Genomic DNA, 20105 nt, shown 5'->3' on the forward strand with positions numbered 1-20105 from the left:
TTGCCATAAATTGTACTCTACATTGCCGGGAGTAGTTTTCTTTATATCATCCCATGTGATGTGCTTAACCTTCTTTTGTAGTAGTTAAAATTTGATTTAACAACGATTTAGAACTCTTTAATATATCCTCTGCATGATGATACATATAACTAATCAAAGAAATAGTATCTTGAAACGCTAATTTTTCCATAGGATTACTATTCATTTCTTTGATATTATTTGGTATCATAACGAAAAAATTTATTGTGCATTGGCAATTTAGTCGTAAAGAAATTACTGAAATCTGTCTCATTATTTTTTTTGATTTCTACACTCCTTAAATTAGCAAAAAGTAAAGCTAATCTTTGTAGATCTTGTCCTACAGGTACGGTTATATTAGATTGTTTATTAATCATTTTACAAAATTTAGTAAGTACATATCATAGTTTTTTTTCTTCCTTAGAGTTAAACATATTATCACCGGCATCATGCAGAACTGCTATTAGAGCAGTGGCAATAGAATTTAAAAAACCGGACGCTGCTATGTCGCCAAGATAACAAACCCATTTTATAAGAGAAGAGGCACTCACACGTTAAATACCCTGCATCATGAACTACTAGGCCGCTACTTACAGCACTAGCAGCAATACATACATTGTTGTAAAGCCATATTAAAACATTTATAATATTCTTCTAATTTAGGGTTAATGACTTTCAATTCTTTAATTTGGTTGTTTATATCTGCAGTATACCCAACATTTGCAGATTGTAACATTTTTTTATGTCTGCAATTGCTTGCGCATGTCGAGCTATATCGTGGTCATGTTTAGCTATTATGCTTATTAATGCATTTAATGTTTGACTCACTTCTATTATATCATGCGAATCTTTATTATTAAACGAAGTTAATTGACTACTATCTCTCGATAACATCGGTGAATTATTAGTTTTATTAAGTTCTGGAGTTATTTGACTGAGAATTTCCTGAAATTCTTCCTCATTCTCTGGACAAGATATATATATTTCTTAAGTACAGTACCAGCTTCGCTTAATTTGCCTGCTTTATAAAAAGCTTTTCCTAATAAAACATCAGTATCTTTAGGTTTAGATGTATATAGAGCTGTTTGTCGTAATGAAGCTACTGCCTTAAGGTAAAGGTCTGTTTGTTCCACATTATTATAATACTCTCCCCAACACAAGTAAGTGATGTCTTCATAATAATAGATATTTAGAAAACCTTTATATTGTTTAATTTAAGGTAAATATATTAAGTGCTTCCTTATATTCATTTTTACTTAAAAGTTCTCTTCCTTTAGAGATTCGATCTCTTTCATATTCTAATCTATTATTAGTTAATTGTTTAAATCATATTATGGCCGCCGTTGATAGAAATAGTCTCACCTGTGATAAATCCGGCATTTTCATCAACTAAAAATGCCACGGCTCTAGCTATTTCTTCCGGCTGTCCTAGTCTTTTTTTGTGGATACTATTAACGATTTTAACAAGCACGTCTTCGGGTACTGCTCCTACCATTTCGGTTGCAATATACCCTGGAGCTATATAGTTAATGGTGATATTTTTAGAAGCAGTTTCACGAGCAAGGGCCTTAGTAAAGCTGATAATTCCAGCTTTAGCAGCAGAGTAATTAGTCTGCCCAACCTGCCTTGCTTGAGCATTAATTGAACTGATATTTATTATATGACCGTAATCTTGGTTTCGTATCTGCTCCATTACGCTACTAGACATATTAAAGCAAGAATTGAGATTAACGTTAATCACATCATTCCAATCTTGATTACTCGTTCTATGTAGCATTTTATCTTTGGTAATACCGGCATTATTTACAAGAATACTTACCGGTTTTTTAAACTCCTCTTCAATTTCCTTTACTGCTTTTCTACATTCTTCAAAATCCGCAATATTCTAGCGTTTGGTTTTTATACCGTATTTTTCTTCTATTTCTTTAGCAGTGTCGTAATTGCTGAAAAAATTAGCCACTATCGTAAGACCCTTATTTTTTAATTCTAAAGCGGTAGCTTTACCTATTCCTCTAGTACCGCCTGTTACAATTGTAAGTTCTGACATTATTCCTCCATACCTATATTTTTGACTTTTATTAAATTTAACCGGTGGGGTTATACTTAGTTTAAGCTATGATACTGCATTTAGTTAACGGTTTAACAACTTTCCTATCACTGCGTATTGCGATAGATTCTCTAGGATGATTTTTTTCATATTCTGCATCTATCTTTTATCCACTTTTTTTTGTCTGCAATTTTCTGCAATTTTATTAGTTTTAGCAGTTAATGCCATTATAGCAGCAAGTGTTTCTTTTCTACTTTTTGGAATGACTCTTTTATTTTCTTTTTTAGTGCCGTAACAACCTATTGTTGCACCGCTTGCATAAATACTACCTGCTTGCTGAGTAATATGACAGTTTTTAAGTAATTGTTTATCGATGTCTGTTTTCTTTTTATACCGGTATATTTTGATACTGCTTGAGATATTTTATTATGTTCATTAAGCCCTTCTCTATCTTTACCGCTGGCACACATTGTGCATATTTCTTCCTTATTAAACTAGTGGTTTTAGTTTCTTGTTTATTTTGTCTTATTTTCGCTGTTAAATTACTTAAGACATCTGATATATTTAGATTAATATTTTCTTTATCAAAAGATATAAAAGGAAGTTTTGTCTCGAAGGATACTCTAAAAGGAATATCTGCTTGTTCAATATTTTTTCTTAATGTTACATTTTTTTAATATTTCTTTTTCCTGATCCGTTAAATTTGCATTGTTAATTGTTTCTGCTTCATTTCCTGTAGGTTTATTTATCCTAAAAAAATGTTCAAATTTGCTTCTCGGTTTAATATGTGCTTTTAATTCATCAATTCCTTTTTCAGTCGGTAAATTTTTTGCTATTTTGTTTAAAGTATAACTCACTCCTGCAAAGTTATTTGTTACTCCTATAAGCCTAAATAAATTAAGAGGAGTATTAGTATTTTTCCCACCGACATTTTCCATAGATTTTTTTGTCTGATCAACAATTGTGGGATCATTGCCAGCTCCTATAGGACCTGAGTTTAATTTATTAGTATGAAGAGTAAAGCCGTCTTCAAGCCATTCTTGAGCTTGGCGTGCATTTAAGTCGGTAATTTTTTGTCTAGAATCTATATCATTTGAAATCGAGGCTAATGTACCTGCATGTTTAGATGTAAGCAATGTTTCAAAATTTTTACCGTCTTTGTCGGTTATTGTCCCAATTTTCTCAAAGGCGTTTTTCATGCCAATAATTTGTCGTAACTGGGTTGGGATAACATGCCTACCGTTTTAAATTGTATCAGTATACTGATCAACAAGCTTCCTCTCGCATTCAGGCATTACATTATACCAGTTTTTACCGTCTCTATTTTGATATTCTTGCTTTTGTTCTTCTGTCAAGCCTTTAAAAGCTACTTCCGCTTCGACTACAATATGCTCTTTTCCCTCATCATTGATGACTTTTGACAAAGTGACTATATACAATGCTCATCATTGAAATTTTGAAAATCTTTAGCAACATTTAATTTTTTATGAGCATTTTTAATACCACTTTTTCCTAGCAATTCAGCAACACTGTCAATTTCAGCTTGCCTATTTTTTGAGATGTTTTCTTGTGATTTTTCCATATTCAAAGCATTAAAACTATTAATAAATTTTACTGTTTCTTTATTTTATTTCAGCACAAGCTCAGGTTTATTTTTGCCCTTTGCTATGTTTATCGCTCCTCTGATAGCATTTAAATATTGCATTTCAAAAGCTTTAGTGCCTAAAACAATTTTTTCATTGGGATTGTTACGACCGTCACGTATTAATATTGGAGTTTCACCTTTTTTCCCTTCAATTTTCGCTCTATTTGTTTCTAAAGTAACGCCTATTCCGGGTGTGGTTAAAAATTCTTTTGTATGATTTAATAAAAACTCCTTATCGTTATCAAATTGTTTTTTTAATGATGAAAGCATTATAAAATTCTATATGTAGTTGTGCATCTCTTGTTATTTTAATTAAAAATTATTATATAAAAATAGTCTAGTTAAAAATATTTAACTTTATTAATTAAAATATATTATTTATATGAATATTGATAAATTTACTGCACATGCTAAATCATTGATAGCTAGTAGCCAATCACTTGCTGCTAAAAATGATCATCAGCAAATATTACCTTTGCATTTATTATCTAGTCTTTTAAGTGAAGAAACAGGTATAATTCAAACCCTTATTAATAATACCGGCGGTAATATAAACTTATTAAAAGATCAAGTTCAGCTAGAACTAAATAAAATCCCAAAAGTTCAGGTTGAGGGAGGAGGACAAGTTTATTCTTCTGCTGAAGCTTTTAAAGTTTTAGAAAAAGCTAGTAGCATTGCTAAAGACAGTGGGGATAGCTTTGTAACCATAGAGCGTATATTTGAAGCATTAACTTATGATAATACTATAGCCGGTAAAATTTTAACGAATAATGGAATTAATAATAAAAAAATAGCAACAGCTATTTTACAGTTTCGTAAAGGCAAAAAAGCAGATACCGAATCGGCAGAAAATAGTTATGATGCTTTAAAGAAATACGGCAGAGACGTAACAGAGCTTGCCGAAAGCGGTAAGCTTGATCCGATCATCGGACGTGATGAAGAAATAAGAAGAACGGTGCAGGTACTATCACGACGTATGAAAAATAATCCTGTATTGATTGGAGAACCTGGAGTTGGTAAAACTGCTATAATAGAGGGGCTTGCACAACGAATATTTAGTAAGGACGTACCTGAATCGCTTATTAATTGCCGTATTATTGAGCTTGATATGGGAGCTTTAATAGCGGGAGCTAAGTATCGAGGCGAATTTGAAGAGCGTCTTAAAGCAGTGCTTAGCGAAATCAAAGAATCAAGCGGTGAAATTATTTTATTTATCGATGAATTGCATCTATTAGTCGGTACGGGAAAAACCGACGGTGTTATGGATGCCTCGAATTTACTAAAGCCTATGCTTGCTCGTGGTGAGCTGCATTGTATCGGTGCTACTACTCTAGATGAATATCGTAAATATATCGAGAAAGATGCGGCACTTGCTCGTCGTTTTCAGCCTGTTTACGTGAGTGAGCCGACGGTTGAGGATACTATATCAATACTTAGAGGAATTAAAGAAAAATATGAGCTGCATCATGCAGTGCGAATTTCCGATAGTGCAATAGTTGCAGCAGCGACGTTATCAAACCGTTATATTACCGATCGTTATTTACCTGATAAAGCTATTGATTTGATTGATGAAGCTTGTAGCCGTATGAAAATAGAGCTATCAAGTAAACCAGAAGAGCTTGATGAGCTGGACCGTCGTATTATTCAGATAAAAATAGAGCTTGCAGCACTTAAAAAAGAAAATGACGAGCATTCTAAAAAGAAAATAGAGCATTTAACTAAAGCATTAGAAAAATTAGAGTCTAAATCCTATGATATGGGAGCTAAATGGCAAGCTGAAAAGTCTAAACTACAGCAAACACAAAAGCTTAAAGAAGAACTAGACCGTAGCCGAAACGAGCTTGAACGTGCCGAACGTGATGCTAATCTCGCTAAAGCTAGTGAGCTAAAATACGGAATTATACCTGAGATTATGAAAAAGATTCAGGAAGCCGAAAGTATTGATAATAAAGGGCTGTTAAAAGAAATTGTATCGGAAAGTGATATAGCAAGTATTATCTCTCGTATTACTGGTATTCCAATTGATACGATGCTATCAAGTGAACGTGAGCGTCTGCTTGTGATGGAGCAGAAATTACGAGAATCGGTAATAGGCCAGGATAAGGCAATTAAAGGTGTTAGTGATGCGGTAAGAAGATCACGTGCAGGGATTCAAGATATTAACCGCCCGCTTGGTTCGTTCTTATTCTTAGGACCGACCGGAGTCGGTAAAACCGAGCTTACCAAAGCCTTAGCTGGTTTTCTTTTTGATGACCGTAATGCAATACTTCGTATAGATATGTCGGAATATATGGAGAAGCACGCTATTTCTCGCTTGATAGGAGCTCCTCCCGGCTATATCGGATATGATCAAGGCGGAGTGTTAACGGAGGCAGTAAGACGTCGTCCTTATCAGGTAATATTATTTGATGAGGTTGAAAAAGCCCATCCCGACATATTTAATATTATGCTGCAAATACTTGATGAGGGAAGATTAACAGATAGTCAAGGTATAACAGTTGATTTTAAGAATACTATAATAGTTTTAACGTCTAATTTAGGTGCTGAGATACTCGTTAATCAGAAAAAGGACGAAGATACATATAAAGTAAAGGATGAGGTTATGGAATATGTAAAAGCAGTATTTAAACCTGAGTTTTTAAACAGATTAGACGAGATTATATTATTCCATCGCCTAAATCGTAATAATATTCATGATATAGTTAAGATACAGCTTGAAAGTTTAAAGAAAATTTTACTAGCACAAAATATTATTCTTGAATTTGATGAATCTGCATTAAATTATTTAGCCGAAAAAGGTTATGATCCAAGCTTTGGAGCAAGACCATTAAAACGTCTTATCCAGCGGGAAATACAAAATAATTTAGCCAAAATGATTTTAGCAGGCGAAATAAGTAGCGGTAAAACGGTTAAAATAAATGCAAAGGATAAAGAATTGAAGGTAACAATAAGTTGATTAATTTTTTCCGAATAACGAATTATCGCATAATCCACTATTCTTGTTAAAGGCACTGTTTAATAATTATTGATTTTGTCATTGCGAGCTATTAAAAGATTTGTTGTATAGCTCAAAAAACGCGTTTGATGTCATTCCTGCGGAAGCGGGAATGACACAAAACGAGCAATGCAACAAGACCATAACTAAAAGGAGTATGGTAATCTAGAAAAAGTAATAAAAAAATTCTATTAATAATATTCAATTTCAGCTAATGTTATACTTTCAGTACCTAATAATTTATAATAATCACTACTAGTAGAGTTAGGAATTTGTAAGTCAAATAATAGTGCTTTTTCTTCTTTATACGGATCAACTAAGTAAGAATTTGTAATATCTGTAACTATTGGTGATAAATAGGTTGTTGTTTCAATAAGCTTATCAATAGCATTCTGTCCGTCTTTTAATATTTTATCGACTAATTTTTTATCTTTATAAAAAGTATTTACGGCCCCTATTAAGGCTGTTGATATCTCATATATAATAACACCGTTTTTAATTATATTGGTTATATTAGAGTCTAATTTTGCTGTTTTAGAAAAAATTAAAGAAATAACAGTAGTATATTTATTAAATACATTAGGTAGTGTTAAAAAAGTATTTACGGCTGAATAGGCAGAATTGGTTGCTTCTGAAAGACAATTAAATGCTTTGTGTATGTTTTCATAATTGCTATTGCTCATAAACTTACCTCTTTTTTATATACATAATTGCCATGTTTCATGGTAATTATGTATCATACTACTAAATTAAGAAGTGTCAATATTAAAAAATTATATTTCTTCTTAGAGGATATCAGTAAATAAATTTTAATTACTAATATCCTCTAAACTCCACCTAGCTTTTGGAGAGAAATTCAAAGGAGTAAATAACTTATTATTGTAACGCTCAAGTCCTGCATATGCAATCATTGCAGCATTATCGGTGCATAAGTGGATAGGTGGATAAATAAGCCGATAACCATATGTTTTAGCACAGCTACTTAATATTTTTTGTAAATATTTATTAGCAGCGACACCGCCGGCAATAACTATATTCTTCTTATCAAAATTATTTGTTATTTGTTCATATGCTCTAATAGCATCTTGTACCTTACTACTTAGAATTTCTCCTATAGTAAATTGAAAACTTGCTGCTATATCATTGATTACAGTGTCATTAATTTCCTTTAAATTCATTATTAAAGTACGCACGGCAGTTTTAAGTCCTGAAAAGGACATATTGCAATTACCGCTGTTAATTATAGGTTTTGGAAATTTATATTTATGAGGATCGCCAAGTTTTGCTCTTTTCTCAATTTCAGGTCCTCCGGGAAAAGCTAAGTTTAGCATTTTGGCTACCTTGTCAAAGGCTTCGCCTACGGCATCATCTATAGTAGATCCTAGTATTTTATATTTTCCGAGACCTAAAACTGCTACAAATTGGCAATGTCCGCCTGAAGCTAACAAGAGTAAATAAGGATAAGGAATATTATCGGTTAGTCTTGCGGTTAAAGCATGACCTTCTAAATGATTAATTGCAATAAAGGGTTTTTTTAAAGCACTGCTTAGTGATCTTGCAAACATTGAGCCAACTATAACACCGCCGATTAAACCTGGACCGGAAGTTGCAGCAATTGTACTAATGTCCGTTAATTTAGTGTTGCTTTCTTTTAAAACATTTTTTAATGCTTTATCTAGATGCGATAAGTGAGAACGTGCAGCAATTTCAGGTACTACCCCTCCAAAAACTGCATGTTCTGTATTTTGTGAAATGATTATATTAGATAAGATTTCTCGATTTTCGGTGATTATAGAAACAGCTGTATCATCACAGCTTGATTCTATACCTAAAATTTTTATCATTCAAATTGAAACTAATTAGAGGCTTTGTTAAGTAAAAAATGATAGTTTGTGTCATTGTGAGAAGGTGTTGTCCACGTGGATACTGATGTCATTCCTGTGTAGGCGGGCATGACATAACAGGACCCATGTGAAAACACCAACACCCGCTTGCAATCACGATATCTATCTTTATTTAAATAATGCCTAATTAGATACCTTTAAGGTATTTAATTGATTATACAGCTTATAAATAGATTGTTCGGCATCAATAATTTTTTTATTAACTATTTTTAATAGTTTTTCCGAAGATTTTTCTGTTATTTGCTTTGCAGCACTTACTTGCTCCGCTAAATTTTTAAGTGATTCTTGTATTTCTACAAAAGATTTTTTAAATTGTTCTTTGATAGTAATAGATGATTCTTCAAGCTCTTTAATTTTTAAGCATAGATTTTCTAATAAATGATCTATTTTAGTTTGCATTAAAGTCAATTTTTGCTTTTGTTTTTCACTAAGATAGCTTAAAGTTTCTTGCATTTTTGCCTGTATACGTACTTTTGTAGTACGTTCAAGTTCTGAAGCTAAACCGATTTTACTCATTAAAAATATTATCCATTTGTGAACGTCCAAATGATACCATTTTGCACCGTTACGATAATCTGAAGGAAAAGCATGATGGTAATTATGCCAATTTTCACCGAGTAAGAATAATGCCATCCACCAAATATCTCCGGCAGTGCCTTTGTAATATTTTTTACTACCGGCAAAGTGGCATAAAGAATTAACGCAGAAGGTTGCTTGCTGCTGTAGGAATCTACCGAGCCCCATAAATAAAAATCCTGCATATGCCGATTGCATAGTACCACCGACTAAGTAACCGATAAATAAAGGCACGACAATATTCATAAAAGCTGCTATTTGCCAATAATATTTTAGCTGCCATTTTAATAAATTGTTTTTCCCGTGCTTAGCCCAAGTAATGCGATCAATAGACTTATAGCTACCGCTTCCGACTAGCATCCATCCTATATGAGACCACATAAAGCCTAAAAATTTATTATCAAATTTTAAAGGAGTATGCGGATCTTGGTCTTGGTCCGTATATCTATGATGTTTATAATGATTCGATGCCCAAGATAAAGCTGGTCCTTGTAATGTTCCTGCAGACAGCATAATTAAGACAAACTCGGCATATTTATTTATTTTATAGGCATTATGAGACCATAACCTATGCAAACCGATCCCAACGGTAATATTATTAATATAATAACTAGCAATTATAAAAATAACTTCAGTTAGCCCTATTCCATAATCAAACGAATATTTAACTACAAGAGATATAATAAAAATAGGATAAAATATTAAAGCAAATAAAGCGGGCTTATTTAGTTTACTTAACATAAAATTTACAGTTTTTAGTTATAAAATATATAAATCGGTAACGAATAAAATCTTAATTATATTATACATCAATATTAATAGATATTAACATACTTAATGCATAAATACAAAGAAAATTTTGACAATAAAATTCTAGTTATCCTTATTTAGACAATAACCGATAAACGAACGGTTGTAATAATTAAATTGTCTTTCCCTAAGACCTCTCTAATCCTATTTATATGAACATCTATAGAGACGTTCATTGAAGGTCTCTTCACTTTCCCATAAATATTTTATTATTTCTTACGCAAAAATACTTCATTTGGGACCTGCAAAAAAAGTTGTAAAATTTTAAACTCAGTAGGACCTAGAGGAATATTCAGTCCGTCTTTGTATACTTTTTCAGTATTTAAATCAATATTTAGATTCTTAAATTTAATAATATTATCTTGTACAACTGACTTGAAACGTCTCAATAAGCTCTTTAAAGTACCTACTATTTGCTCAGATAAGAAGGGCTTATAAAAAAAATAGCACGTTATCGTCTATTTCTGTTAGTTATTTATTGTTATTAAAGGATTTTCTTGTAATTCTGCACTAATAATCATGATAACAAGCAGCTGACTAAAAAAATAAGTTAATGCTTTTTCTAGAGTTGAAGCCCTTATTATATTAAATCCTGCTCTCTCTTATATCATTACTTAAAGAAATATTAACACTTTTTTATTTTTTTCTTCTATAATTAAAACTTCAGGTAATAGCTCATCAAACACTGAATTAATCTTAATTAATATTTAGTAAATAATTAAAAATTTTTGTAATCTAATTTATTAGAGTTTATAGCAAACTTTTTATAAAAAGAAACAAAGAAATAATAATTTTTTAAAGATAATACTTGAACTTAATAGTTTTAGTTGCTATAAATACTTGTATTTTAAAGTTTGTTGGAGATTCTTATATATCATGAGCTTTTATGAGTCAGTTTTTATTATACGTCAAGACGTATCATTAAACGATATAGATAAAATCGTTGATGATTTTGCTAAAATTATTAAAGATAATAATGGTACTATCATAAAAAAAGAATATTGGGGGTTAAGAACTTTAGCTTACAAAATCGGTAATAACAAAAAAGGACATTATTATTTTTTAGGTCTAGATATTACTGGTAATGTAAAAGAAGAGCTAGAAAGAAAAATGAAGCTTAACGAAAATATCATTAGATTTCTTACAATTCAAGCAGATTCAATTAGTAGTGAACCTTCACCGATATTAAAAAATCAAAGTACAGAGAATGCTCCGGTAATTGACGTAACGATTAATAATTAAATTTGTAAGAATTAAGGTTAAAGAATGTTAAAAAGTAATAATGCTAGTGAAACAGCTGCTCACAAGGTAGGAGATAAAACTGCTAAAAAAGTATTTTTTAGAAGACGTAAAGGATGCCCTCTTTCTGTGCCTAATGCACCTGTTATTGATTATAAAAACCCTGAGCTTTTAATAAAATTTGTCTCTGAAGGCGGTAGAATGTTACCAAGCAGGATCACAAATGTTTGTGCAAAGAAACAAAGAAAGCTAAATAATGCTATTAAAATTGCAAGAATTTTAGCGTTATTACCTTTTGTATTTCAAGCTAAATAAAGGCATAATACATGGAAATTATATTAATAAAACCCGTAAGAAAATTAGGTAAAATTGGCGACATACTCAAAGTAGCAGACGGGTTTGGTCGTAATTATCTTTTACCGCAAAAATTAGCTATTAGAGCTACTGAGCCTAATAAAGAGCTAATAGTTAAACAAAAACACGAATTTGAAGCAAAAGATAAGCAAATAAGAGAAGAAGTAGAAAAAATTAATGCTCTTATTAAAGATCAACAATTAGTTTTTATCCGTCAAACATCAAATGACGGTAAACTTTTCGGTTCGGTTACTAATAAAGAAATAGCCAATAAATTATCTGAAAATATATCTTATAATATTTCTCATTCAAATGTTATTCTTGATAAACAAATTAAATCTACCGGAATTTATACAGTTGAAATAAGACTCCATGCAGAGCTTAATGCTATAGTTACGGTTATTGTTGCAAGATCAGAATCAGAAGCACAAGATTATTTACGCGAACAAAAGACTGAAACTTCAGAAGATTTAGCTGAGTCAGCATAAATTTTTTTTATCATCTAATTGTGTAGTTTTTTGTTACCATTGCAAAAGTAGAGCATTGTTGTATGGATTGAGAAACTTGCTCGATGTCATTCCCGCGTAGGCGGGCATCCAGCATAAAGCAAGATAAATCGAGCTTTTAATTTCAAGAATTTGCTGTATTTATACTTTTTTCTGGATTCCTGCTTTCGCAGGAATGACATAAGAGCCATGCAACAACGTCCCGCCTACGCGGAAATGACATACTACTAAGTTTGACCACAATATCCAAACACTTTACAAACAATACTAACATTTTTCAACCATGCTATATGAAAAATTTGAGTATAATATCAATAATCTAATAGGTAATTTTAGCTTATCTAAAATATCGATTGCAGTATCTGGTGGGAGCGATTCGGTAGCACTTCTTTATCTTGCTAATATTTGGGCAGAGAAAAATAATATAGAATTATTTGTTATATCGGTTGATCATAACTTACGGGAACAGTCGAAGCAAGAGACCCATTATATCCAAAATATCAGTAATAGTCTAAATCGCAAGCATTATAGTTTATCTTTTGACCATCAAAATAATTTTTCCAATTTACAAGAAAGAGCACGAGAAGGACGCTATGATTTGATGACCAATTTATGTCTAGAACTCGATATATTAGTACTTTTAACTGCTCACCATGAAGATGATTACGTAGAAAATTTTTGTTTAAGATTAGAGCGTAATAGCGGTATATTTGGACTTAGTAGCAGTAATATCAATTGGTATAATAATATACACATAATTAGACCGCTATATAATATTCCAAAAAGTGAATTAGTAGAATATTTAGTCAGTCATAATATAAAATGGTTTGAAGATGAGTCAAATTCATCTGATAAATATAGACGAAATGTTATTAGGCAAAAATTAGCTAAAGGTGCAGATTATATTAGACATTTTTCCAAACCAGTTTATAGAGAGGAATTTAAAGGAGACACGGAACGTAGCACCGCAGCGTACACAAGCGTACGTGAGGATGCGAGTACCGGAACGGCGTCTAAATTATCTCTAGAAGCGAAGTGTGGAAAGATGTCTAAAGCCGCAATAATCTCACAACAACTTAAAACCAACAAACGTATAGAAAACGAGTTTAAGCCTGAATTAATATCGGCGATAGCTGAAGCGGTCAAGATTTTTGAATATGGCTTTGCTTTTCTTGATTTAGTTAAATTTGATAAGTTTTCAAATGAGGTGAAAGTACAAATAATTAATTTTTTACTGATAATAATTAGTGGACAATCTAGAGCAGCTCGTTTTTATTCGGTAGAACCTATTTTGAAATTAATTACTCAAGACGTAAACTTTAAGAATACACTTCATGGCTGTATAATTAAGCGCATACAAAACGAGTTACTTATATACAGGGAATTCGGCAAAAAATTGCCTGAGAGTAAAATATTACTAGATAAATCCGTTATTTGGGATAATAGATTTTGTATCACAAAAAATCAAGAAGCTCCAAATTGTTTTGTAACTCATCTATCGTTAAAAGATTATAAAATAATAAAGAAACAATTAGATTTAGAACCTTTGAAAAATCTATCTTGCAAAAACCACAATGCAGTTTTATTGACCTTACCTATCATTAAAATACTTGAAAAAGTTATAGCAATACCACATATATCATATTATGATAACGACATGTGGAACTTTGAAGTATCTTTTTCTCCAAATTTTGTATCTCGTTTCACCCATTTTTGCTAACACCGGTATTTAAGAGGTTATCTGTAAATAAATTTTAACTATAAAATTTATTTACAGACCTCTCTTATACCAATAAAAATTTTATTAGGTTTTATATCGATGAATAATCAAGGTAGAAGTATTTTAGCTTGGGCAGTACTTTTTATTTTTGTAATATTACTTTTTAATGTGTTCCAATCTGACGGTTTACTTGGTGGAAGAAATAATATAACTTTTTCGGATTTTTTAACACGAGTTGATGAAAAGACCGTTAATTCGGTAAAAATTCAGGGTAGAGTAATTGAAGGCACTTCAAATGACGGCTCTACTTTTAATACTTATGCTCCTGATTATCCTGATTTAGTAAATCGTCTTACTAGCAATGACGTTAATATTGAAGTAGTGCCTCTTGAAACAAGAATGAATACCTTTTTAGGCTTTTTAATTTCTTGGTTTCCTATGCTTTTATTGATAGGTGTTTGGGTTTTTTTCATGCGTCAAATGCATGGAGGTGGGAAAGCTATGGGGTTTGGAAAATCTAAAGCTAGGTTGCTATCAGATAAAGGACCAAAAATTACCTTTAAAGATGTAGCAGGTATCGATGAAGCAAAAGAAGAATTAACTGAAATAGTAGATTTTTTAAGGGATCCAAGCAAGTTCCAAAAGCTTGGTGGTAAAATACCGAAAGGCTGCTTACTTATAGGTCCTCCCGGAACCGGTAAGACACTTCTTGCTAAAGCAATTGCAGGTGAGGCTAATGTTCCGTTTTTTAGCATATCCGGCTCTGATTTTGTTGAAATGTTTGTAGGTGTTGGTGCAAGCCGTGTGCGTGACATGTTTGAACAGGGTAAACGTAATGCTCCTTGTATTATCTTTATCGATGAAATTGATGCGGTAGGTCGCCATAGAGGTATCGGTATGGGTGGCGGCAATGATGAACGTGAGCAAACATTAAACCAAATGTTAGTCGAAATGGATGGATTTGAAGCAAACGAGGGAGTTGTGATCATTGCAGCTACAAACCGTCCTGACGTTCTTGATCGTGCATTACTGCGTCCCGGTAGGTTTGATCGTCAAATTGCCGTTGCAAACCCTGATATAAACGGTCGTGAGCAAATTCTAAAAGTACATTTAAAGAAAATTAAATATAATAGTACGGTACTAGCACGAATTATTGCTCGCGGTACTCCGGGCTTTTCCGGTGCTGAACTTGCTAACTTAGTTAATGAAGCTGCTCTTATTGCTGCAAGGCTTGGTAAGAAAGAAGTAGATATGCAAGACATGGAAGAGGCAAAAGATAAGGTGCTGATGGGGGTTGCACGTCGCTCCATTGCAATGTCGGAGAAAGAAAAAAGGTTGACTGCATATCATGAAGGCGGACATGCATTAGTAGGACTTTATTGTCCTGCAGCATCACCTATTCATAAGGCTACGATTATACCGCGTGGTAATGCTCTTGGGATGGTGCAAAGACTTCCTGAAACTGATGAATATTCTCAGAATCGTGAACAGATGGAATCATCTATAGCAGTTTATATGGCAGGAAGAGTAGCGGAGGAAATTATTTTCGGTAGAAATAAAGTTACCTCAGGAGCTTCGTCGGATATAAAAGGTGCAACTAATATTGCCAGAGCGATGGTTACAAAAGCAGGTTTAAGTGATTTAATAGGACCGATATTTCACGGTTCAAGTGGTGACGATATGTATGGTAGACAACCTAATAATGAAACCTCGGAAGCTACTGCAGAGTTAATTGATGCTGAAGTTAAAAGAATTATTACGCAAGGATATGAATTTGCAAAAGATATTTTAACAAAACATATAGATCAACTTCATACCTTAGCAAATGCTTTAATTGAATATGAGACATTGTCCGGTCAGCAAATTAAAAATTTACTTAGTGGTAGAGCTTTAGATTCAGAAGAGGAGAATAAATTTCCTTTTAATGATTCATCTACTATAAAAATAGATAAAGAAAAATCACCTGAGAAAACAAAAACAACTAAAGCTAAAAAAGAAAATTCCGCTTCCTAAGTTTAGTAGTATAATTTACGTATAAATGATTTATTTTGTGGTATCGGTGGTTTTAGAAAAGTCTTGGAAATAAAGGGGCTTGAATGTGTTTTTTCATAGACAAAGATGTACAAGAAGCATATAAAAGAAATTTCGGTGATAAGCCATATGGTGATATTATGGAAATATCAGAAACCAAAATCCCTAAACATGATATTTTATGTGCCGGTTTTCCTTGCCAATCTTTTAGTATTTCAGGTAAGAGGCTTGGTATAGGAGATGTAGACTTTTGTATGCAATAATCAGAATAGTACAATATCACAAACCCTATATATTATTGCTTGAGAATGTTAAGCGTAATTGAAACTAAAAAATTAGATGAGATTATAAAATATATATGACTCAATAAAAGAGCAGTTTAATGGATAATGGAATATACTTGATCAACTTCAAAATTGGCGAAGTCGTTCTACAAGTACTGCGGTACTCACGTGTTAAGTATACGCTGCGTTCCTCGTCTTGTGAACTCCTGGCTCTTTTTGAAGTTGATCTTCGTATATGGATTGCTAACTATAAATATCGTCATTGTGAGTAGGCATTGTTGCGTGGACCAGTAAATGCTCTTGATGTCATTCCCGCAGAAGCGGGAATGACATCAGTATCCACGCTGGCAATACCTTGTGAGTAACTGTAAGTAGCATGGCAACCTAGAGACATTAATGTCATCCACGTAACAGGTATGAAAGATTGTGAATTAGCTAATGATTTTGTATAGTTCTAAAAACAAATTTTAAGAGAGTACTTAAAATGGCAGAGTTAAGGTTACCGCCAAATTCAGTAGTAAAAAAAGGTAGAGAGCATAAAGAACAAGAGGAAATGCTTAAACCTAGAAAGATAAAAATTTATAGGTATGATCCTGATCTTGATAAGAATCCTACTATCGATAGTTTTGAGATAGATTTAAGCAAAACCGGACCGATGGTTTTAGATGCTTTAATTAAAATCAAAAACGAAATCGATTCTACTTTAACTTTTAGGCGTTCTTGTCGGGAAGGAATTTGTGGTAGTTGTGCAATGAATATTGACGGTACAAATACTTTAGCATGCATAAAACCAATAGAAGATATATCAGGCGATATCAAAATCTATCCGCTGCCTCATATGAAAGTAGTGAAAGATTTAGTACCTGATATGTCGCATTTTTATGCACAATACGAATCTATAGAACCTTGGCTCAAAACTGATAGCCCTATCCCTTCAAACTCTGAAAGGTTACAGTCGATTAAAGACCGAGAAAAGCTTGACGGTGTATATGAGTGTATATTATGTGCTTGCTGTTCTACTTCTTGTCCTAGCTATTGGTGGAACGGTGATAAATATTTGGGTCCTGCGATTTTACTACAAGCATATAGATGGATTGCCGATTCAAGGGATGATAATACCGGTGAACGTCTTGAAGCTTTAGAAGACCCATTTAAGCTTTACCGTTGTCATACGATTATGAACTGTACTAAGACCTGCCCGAAAGGCTTAAATCCTGCTAAAGCTATCGGTAAAATAAAAAGTTTAATTGCAGAACGTCACAGTGTGTGATTCTTAATTAATTATTTTTAAAAATGATAAAATAATGAAAAAAGCAATTATTTTCTGTTGATTGTAATAATACCATGACACAAGGTGACATGAATTATTGTGTCGTTGCAGAATATAAGAAAGTTGATAATAAATCAAATATACCAAGAAATATTAAAACAATATTTCAGACAAACGAGAACAAGTTAATTTACTTAAAAAATCCCCAAATTAATGGATTAAGTACCGAGATGCTGATTGTGAAGTTCGAAGTTTTGGGGTTTATAGCGGTTCCGTATACCCAATGATACTGCTTATGTGTCTTACATCTTACAGGAAAAACCGAAGAGCGTATAAAAAAGAATTTGAAGCCATGCTGAAATGTGAAGAAGGGGACTTAAAGTTGTCCATTTATAATCAAGACTCAGAACCTAGGTTTTTTTGTGGACATTTCTAGTTGATTTGCTATTTTGAGGTGTTTTGTAACAAAAATTAATAAGATTTTTGTGGAATAGTTAGTCATATTTCAAAAAAATCTTATAATTTGCAGCAACAAATTAGAAATGTCCACAAAACCTAAATTAATTCATAATTTGTAATACTTTAAATAATTCTCCCATTTGTTTCGGTGATATTAGTCTTTCTACCTGTCTTTCTATTATTTGTGCCTGCTCAGACATCTTGCCAAACTCTACTTCTAGAGGTAATTTATACGTCGATCCGATACTCGCATCCTCACGTACTAAAGTGTACGCTGCGTTGCTGCGTTGCGTGTCTCCTTTAAATTCCTCTCTATAAGCGAATTTGGCAAGATGTCTATCATTAAGCTTGTCTTGCAATGTTTGTTTACGTAATAAGATTCCATTTTCTATTAAAAAATCTCGTTGCGATATTGTATCTATTACGTTTATTTTGCTGTTTTTAGCTACCGTCTTTAATGCATAAAAATCCACATGTGCCGATAAATCAGCTTCTCCAAGATTTTCAAGGATGGGGCAATATTTATGGTTTTTAACCGCTTGTAATGTTTGATTATATTGATATCTAGTTCTACCATTCGGAGCTATATCATAGCCGTAATCTATTATTAAGCCACTGCCGCTTAGTCTTTTTAGATGCTGCGCTATAAATTTTATAATTTCTATCGATTTATAAGATTCTTCAAGTATTGCCCCGTCTTTTGCTTCAATATGAGTACACAGCAGATATTCTTGTAATTGCTTATTAACGCTTATTTTATCGTATTTAATTCTTTCGTCTACCGGCTGCATTACAAATATTCTTTCATACCATAATTCCTTGACTTTAATATATTGCTTTATCGGTATAGCATCAAAGAATTCGTTAGCTATTATTATAGTAGGTTTTTTTGGTATATCTTCTACAAATGATTGATGACTAATCGGTAAATTAATATCTTGTAAATTAGCCTTTTGATAAGCAATAAAATTTTTATTAATTTCTATTAGTTCAATTGATAAGGCTTTATAAAATTCCGGTACTAATTTTGCAGTACGTAGTAAATCACGCATTAATAGACCTCGACCAGGACCAAGCTCTACTAAACTAAGACTTTTTGGGCAGCCAATTCTTTGCCACTCTCTGATACACCATAAGCCGATAATTTCACCGAATAGCTGTGAAATTTCAGGAGCCGTAACAAAGTCACCTTCATTAGCTAATGATTTTACTTGCTTATAATAGGAAGTAGGATTTAAGTTTAATACCTCCTGCATGAGGACATCGCAAGTAATATAACCGTTTTGATCAATTAATTGTCTTATTTTGGATTCGATTGACATATTAAATAACTTCCTAAAAGTAACATAGGTACAGATAAAATTTGTCCCATAGTTAAGCTATCTAAAATAAACCCGATTTGTATGTCGGGTTCTCTAAATATTTCAATAGTGATTCGGAAAAGACCGTAAAATGTGAAAAATATGCCTGAGTTTAAACCGCACTTTTTAAGAGTTTTGTGCTTAAATGTTGCATATGCTAAGATACTAAATAATACTAAACCTTCAAAAAAAGCTTCATATAATTGACTAGGATGTCTTGGCATCAAATCGCTATTTGGAAAAATCATACCAAAAGAAGCATTTGTAATACGTCCGTATAGTTCGCCGTTAATAAAATTAGCGATCCTACCTAAAAATAATCCGATAGGTACTACAGGGGCTATTATATCCGTGAGACTTAAAAAATTAATTTTATATTTTCGGCAAAACAAATAAGCAGCAATAATCCCCCCTAAAGCTCCGCCATGGAAAGACATCCCGCCTTCATAAGTTTTTAAGATATCTATTGGATTTGAAAAATATCTAGAAGGGTTATATAATAAAACAAACCCTAGTCTGCCTCCGACTATTATGCCTATAACGGCATAAGTAATGAAATCTTCTAGATTTTTTTTGGTAATTTGAGGCTTAAATTTTTCTATAATTTTATTTGCATAGAACCAGCCTAGCAAAATTCCTATTACATATGAAAGAGAATACCAAGAGATAGCAAGTGGACCTATAGAGAAAATAACTGGATTGATATTAGGAAATGTCATAGATAAATAAGTTATTTAATTCATTTAACGTCTGAGTTACAGAAAATTACATAAGTAATTGACTAGGCAATTCAGTTTTTTATTATTTTTATGGGTTGCTGCAGCTGCTTTGTGGCTTTGCAATGATAGTATCTATATTTGCTTAGCAATACCAAATTCTTTTGAGT

General features: G+C 32.4%; 22 protein-coding genes and 2 pseudogenes. 10 read left to right on the top strand and 14 right to left on the bottom strand.

Annotated features, from left to right (window positions below):
- Positions 1–64: 64 nt before the first annotated feature.
- Entirely contained in the window at positions 65–229 is a 165-nt protein-coding gene (locus tag BTU51_RS08460; protein ID WP_012150283.1) for a hypothetical protein, read from the bottom strand.
- 71 nt (positions 230–300) lie between these two features.
- On the opposite strand from BTU51_RS08460, the gene BTU51_RS08010 reads away from it, so the two are divergent.
- The gene (locus BTU51_RS08010; protein WP_155105192.1) at positions 301–537 is read left to right on the top strand and encodes a hypothetical protein; all 237 of its coding nucleotides are present in this window, start codon (positions 301–303) and stop codon (positions 535–537) included.
- Between the two features lie 177 nt (positions 538–714).
- Here BTU51_RS08010 and BTU51_RS00325 read toward each other — a convergent pair whose 3' ends face one another.
- From BTU51_RS00325 to BTU51_RS00355, 8 genes and pseudogenes are all read right to left on the bottom strand, one after another.
- Positions 715–912 (bottom strand): hypothetical protein, encoded by a 198-nt coding sequence (locus tag BTU51_RS00325; RefSeq protein WP_004996895.1) that lies wholly within the window; start codon positions 910–912, stop codon positions 715–717.
- Between the two features lie 32 nt (positions 913–944).
- Positions 945–1178, bottom strand: a complete 234-nt coding sequence (locus tag BTU51_RS09855; protein ID WP_014362695.1) for a hypothetical protein — start codon at positions 1176–1178, stop codon at positions 945–947.
- Positions 1179–1339: 161 nt separating this feature from the next.
- Positions 1340–2065 (bottom strand): annotated as a pseudogene (locus BTU51_RS00335) (SDR family oxidoreductase).
- 299 nt (positions 2066–2364) lie between these two features.
- Positions 2365–2535 (bottom strand): hypothetical protein, encoded by a 171-nt coding sequence (locus BTU51_RS08465; protein ID WP_012150286.1) that lies wholly within the window; start codon positions 2533–2535, stop codon positions 2365–2367.
- Positions 2536–2709: 174 nt separating this feature from the next.
- Positions 2710–3264, bottom strand: coding sequence for a hypothetical protein (locus BTU51_RS08745; RefSeq protein ID WP_230453749.1), 555 nt, complete (start codon positions 3262–3264; stop codon positions 2710–2712).
- A 45-nt stretch (positions 3265–3309) separates the two neighbouring features.
- Positions 3310–3489, bottom strand: coding sequence for a hypothetical protein (locus BTU51_RS00350; RefSeq protein WP_230453507.1), 180 nt, complete (start codon positions 3487–3489; stop codon positions 3310–3312).
- 5 nt (positions 3490–3494) lie between these two features.
- Complete coding sequence (locus tag BTU51_RS08985) at positions 3495–3647, bottom strand: hypothetical protein (protein WP_230453508.1); 153 nt, start codon at positions 3645–3647, stop codon at positions 3495–3497.
- A gap of 45 nt (positions 3648–3692) precedes the next feature.
- Complete coding sequence (locus BTU51_RS00355; RefSeq protein ID WP_230453509.1) at positions 3693–3980, bottom strand: hypothetical protein; 288 nt, start codon at positions 3978–3980, stop codon at positions 3693–3695.
- A 112-nt stretch (positions 3981–4092) separates the two neighbouring features.
- Between BTU51_RS00355 and clpB the strand changes: the two genes are divergently transcribed.
- Entirely contained in the window at positions 4093–6666 is a 2574-nt protein-coding gene (gene clpB, locus BTU51_RS00360) for an ATP-dependent chaperone ClpB (protein WP_012150287.1), read from the top strand.
- A 230-nt stretch (positions 6667–6896) separates the two neighbouring features.
- Here the strand turns inward: clpB and BTU51_RS00365 are convergent, their stop codons facing one another.
- From BTU51_RS00365 to BTU51_RS00375, 3 genes are all read right to left on the bottom strand, one after another.
- The gene (locus BTU51_RS00365; RefSeq protein ID WP_012150288.1) at positions 6897–7388 is read right to left on the bottom strand and encodes a DUF5424 family protein; all 492 of its coding nucleotides are present in this window, start codon (positions 7386–7388) and stop codon (positions 6897–6899) included.
- Between the two features lie 126 nt (positions 7389–7514).
- Positions 7515–8549 carry a tRNA (adenosine(37)-N6)-threonylcarbamoyltransferase complex transferase subunit TsaD gene (gene tsaD / locus BTU51_RS00370; protein ID WP_012150289.1) on the bottom strand — a complete coding sequence of 345 codons (1035 nt, stop codon included), beginning with the start codon at positions 8547–8549 and terminating at the stop codon, positions 7515–7517.
- A gap of 183 nt (positions 8550–8732) precedes the next feature.
- Positions 8733–9926, bottom strand: coding sequence for a fatty acid desaturase (locus tag BTU51_RS00375; RefSeq protein ID WP_012150290.1), 1194 nt, complete (start codon positions 9924–9926; stop codon positions 8733–8735).
- A 945-nt stretch (positions 9927–10871) separates the two neighbouring features.
- Between BTU51_RS00375 and rpsF the strand changes: the two genes are divergently transcribed.
- The 8 genes and pseudogenes from rpsF to BTU51_RS09860 all read left to right on the top strand — a co-directional run bounded on the left by rpsF (position 10872) and on the right by BTU51_RS09860 (position 17835).
- Positions 10872–11237: a 30S ribosomal protein S6 gene (gene rpsF / locus BTU51_RS00385; protein ID WP_012150292.1), complete on the top strand. Its 366-nt coding sequence runs from the start codon at positions 10872–10874 to the stop codon at positions 11235–11237.
- A 24-nt stretch (positions 11238–11261) separates the two neighbouring features.
- A complete protein-coding gene (gene rpsR / locus BTU51_RS00390; RefSeq protein ID WP_004996865.1) occupies positions 11262–11549 on the top strand; it encodes a 30S ribosomal protein S18 in 288 nt (95 codons plus the stop codon).
- 11 nt (positions 11550–11560) lie between these two features.
- Positions 11561–12076 carry a 50S ribosomal protein L9 gene (gene rplI / locus BTU51_RS00395; RefSeq protein WP_012150293.1) on the top strand — a complete coding sequence of 172 codons (516 nt, stop codon included), beginning with the start codon at positions 11561–11563 and terminating at the stop codon, positions 12074–12076.
- 301 nt (positions 12077–12377) lie between these two features.
- Positions 12378–13814, top strand: coding sequence for a tRNA lysidine(34) synthetase TilS (tilS, locus tag BTU51_RS00405; protein ID WP_012150294.1), 1437 nt, complete (start codon positions 12378–12380; stop codon positions 13812–13814).
- A gap of 99 nt (positions 13815–13913) precedes the next feature.
- Positions 13914–15827 (top strand): ATP-dependent zinc metalloprotease FtsH, encoded by a 1914-nt coding sequence (gene ftsH / locus BTU51_RS00410; protein WP_012150295.1) that lies wholly within the window; start codon positions 13914–13916, stop codon positions 15825–15827.
- A gap of 83 nt (positions 15828–15910) precedes the next feature.
- Positions 15911–16170: pseudogene (locus tag BTU51_RS00415) on the top strand (DNA cytosine methyltransferase).
- 443 nt (positions 16171–16613) lie between these two features.
- The gene (locus BTU51_RS00425; RefSeq protein ID WP_012262192.1) at positions 16614–17399 is read left to right on the top strand and encodes a succinate dehydrogenase iron-sulfur subunit; all 786 of its coding nucleotides are present in this window, start codon (positions 16614–16616) and stop codon (positions 17397–17399) included.
- Positions 17400–17616: 217 nt separating this feature from the next.
- Positions 17617–17835 carry a lysozyme inhibitor LprI family protein gene (locus tag BTU51_RS09860; RefSeq protein WP_286036518.1) on the top strand — a complete coding sequence of 73 codons (219 nt, stop codon included), beginning with the start codon at positions 17617–17619 and terminating at the stop codon, positions 17833–17835.
- A 124-nt stretch (positions 17836–17959) separates the two neighbouring features.
- Here the strand turns inward: BTU51_RS09860 and BTU51_RS00435 are convergent, their stop codons facing one another.
- The gene (locus BTU51_RS00435; RefSeq protein WP_012150301.1) at positions 17960–19180 is read right to left on the bottom strand and encodes a class I SAM-dependent methyltransferase; all 1221 of its coding nucleotides are present in this window, start codon (positions 19178–19180) and stop codon (positions 17960–17962) included.
- The gene (gene lgt, locus BTU51_RS00440; RefSeq protein ID WP_012150302.1) at positions 19159–19938 is read right to left on the bottom strand and encodes a prolipoprotein diacylglyceryl transferase; all 780 of its coding nucleotides are present in this window, start codon (positions 19936–19938) and stop codon (positions 19159–19161) included. The genes BTU51_RS00435 and lgt overlap by 22 nt, the downstream gene beginning before the upstream one ends.
- Between the last annotated feature and the right edge of the window lie 167 nt (positions 19939–20105).

Source organism: Rickettsia rickettsii (genome assembly GCF_001951015.1).
Classification (GTDB): domain Bacteria; phylum Pseudomonadota; class Alphaproteobacteria; order Rickettsiales; family Rickettsiaceae; genus Rickettsia; species Rickettsia rickettsii.

Coding starts and splice junctions, on each gene's coding strand:
- BTU51_RS08460 (WP_012150283.1), bottom strand. CDS start 229: ATGATACCAAATAATATCAAAGAAATGAATAGTAATCCTATGGAAAAA.
- BTU51_RS00325 (WP_004996895.1), bottom strand. CDS start 912: ATGTTATCGAGAGATAGTAGTCAATTAACTTCGTTTAATAATAAAGAT.
- BTU51_RS08465 (WP_012150286.1), bottom strand. CDS start 2,535: ATGTGTGCCAGCGGTAAAGATAGAGAAGGGCTTAATGAACATAATAAA.
- BTU51_RS08745 (WP_230453749.1), bottom strand. CDS start 3,264: ATGAAAAACGCCTTTGAGAAAATTGGGACAATAACCGACAAAGACGGT.
- BTU51_RS08985 (WP_230453508.1), bottom strand. CDS start 3,647: ATGGAAAAATCACAAGAAAACATCTCAAAAAATAGGCAAGCTGAAATT.
- BTU51_RS00355 (WP_230453509.1), bottom strand. CDS start 3,980: ATGCTTTCATCATTAAAAAAACAATTTGATAACGATAAGGAGTTTTTA.
- clpB (WP_012150287.1), top strand. CDS start 4,093: ATGAATATTGATAAATTTACTGCACATGCTAAATCATTGATAGCTAGT.
- BTU51_RS00365 (WP_012150288.1), bottom strand. CDS start 7,388: ATGAGCAATAGCAATTATGAAAACATACACAAAGCATTTAATTGTCTT.
- tsaD (WP_012150289.1), bottom strand. CDS start 8,549: ATGATAAAAATTTTAGGTATAGAATCAAGCTGTGATGATACAGCTGTT.
- BTU51_RS00375 (WP_012150290.1), bottom strand. CDS start 9,926: ATGTTAAGTAAACTAAATAAGCCCGCTTTATTTGCTTTAATATTTTAT.
- rpsF (WP_012150292.1), top strand. CDS start 10,872: ATGAGCTTTTATGAGTCAGTTTTTATTATACGTCAAGACGTATCATTA.
- rpsR (WP_004996865.1), top strand. CDS start 11,262: ATGTTAAAAAGTAATAATGCTAGTGAAACAGCTGCTCACAAGGTAGGA.
- rplI (WP_012150293.1), top strand. CDS start 11,561: ATGGAAATTATATTAATAAAACCCGTAAGAAAATTAGGTAAAATTGGC.
- tilS (WP_012150294.1), top strand. CDS start 12,378: ATGCTATATGAAAAATTTGAGTATAATATCAATAATCTAATAGGTAAT.
- ftsH (WP_012150295.1), top strand. CDS start 13,914: ATGAATAATCAAGGTAGAAGTATTTTAGCTTGGGCAGTACTTTTTATT.
- BTU51_RS00425 (WP_012262192.1), top strand. CDS start 16,614: ATGGCAGAGTTAAGGTTACCGCCAAATTCAGTAGTAAAAAAAGGTAGA.
- BTU51_RS00435 (WP_012150301.1), bottom strand. CDS start 19,180: ATGTCAATCGAATCCAAAATAAGACAATTAATTGATCAAAACGGTTAT.
- lgt (WP_012150302.1), bottom strand. CDS start 19,938: ATGACATTTCCTAATATCAATCCAGTTATTTTCTCTATAGGTCCACTT.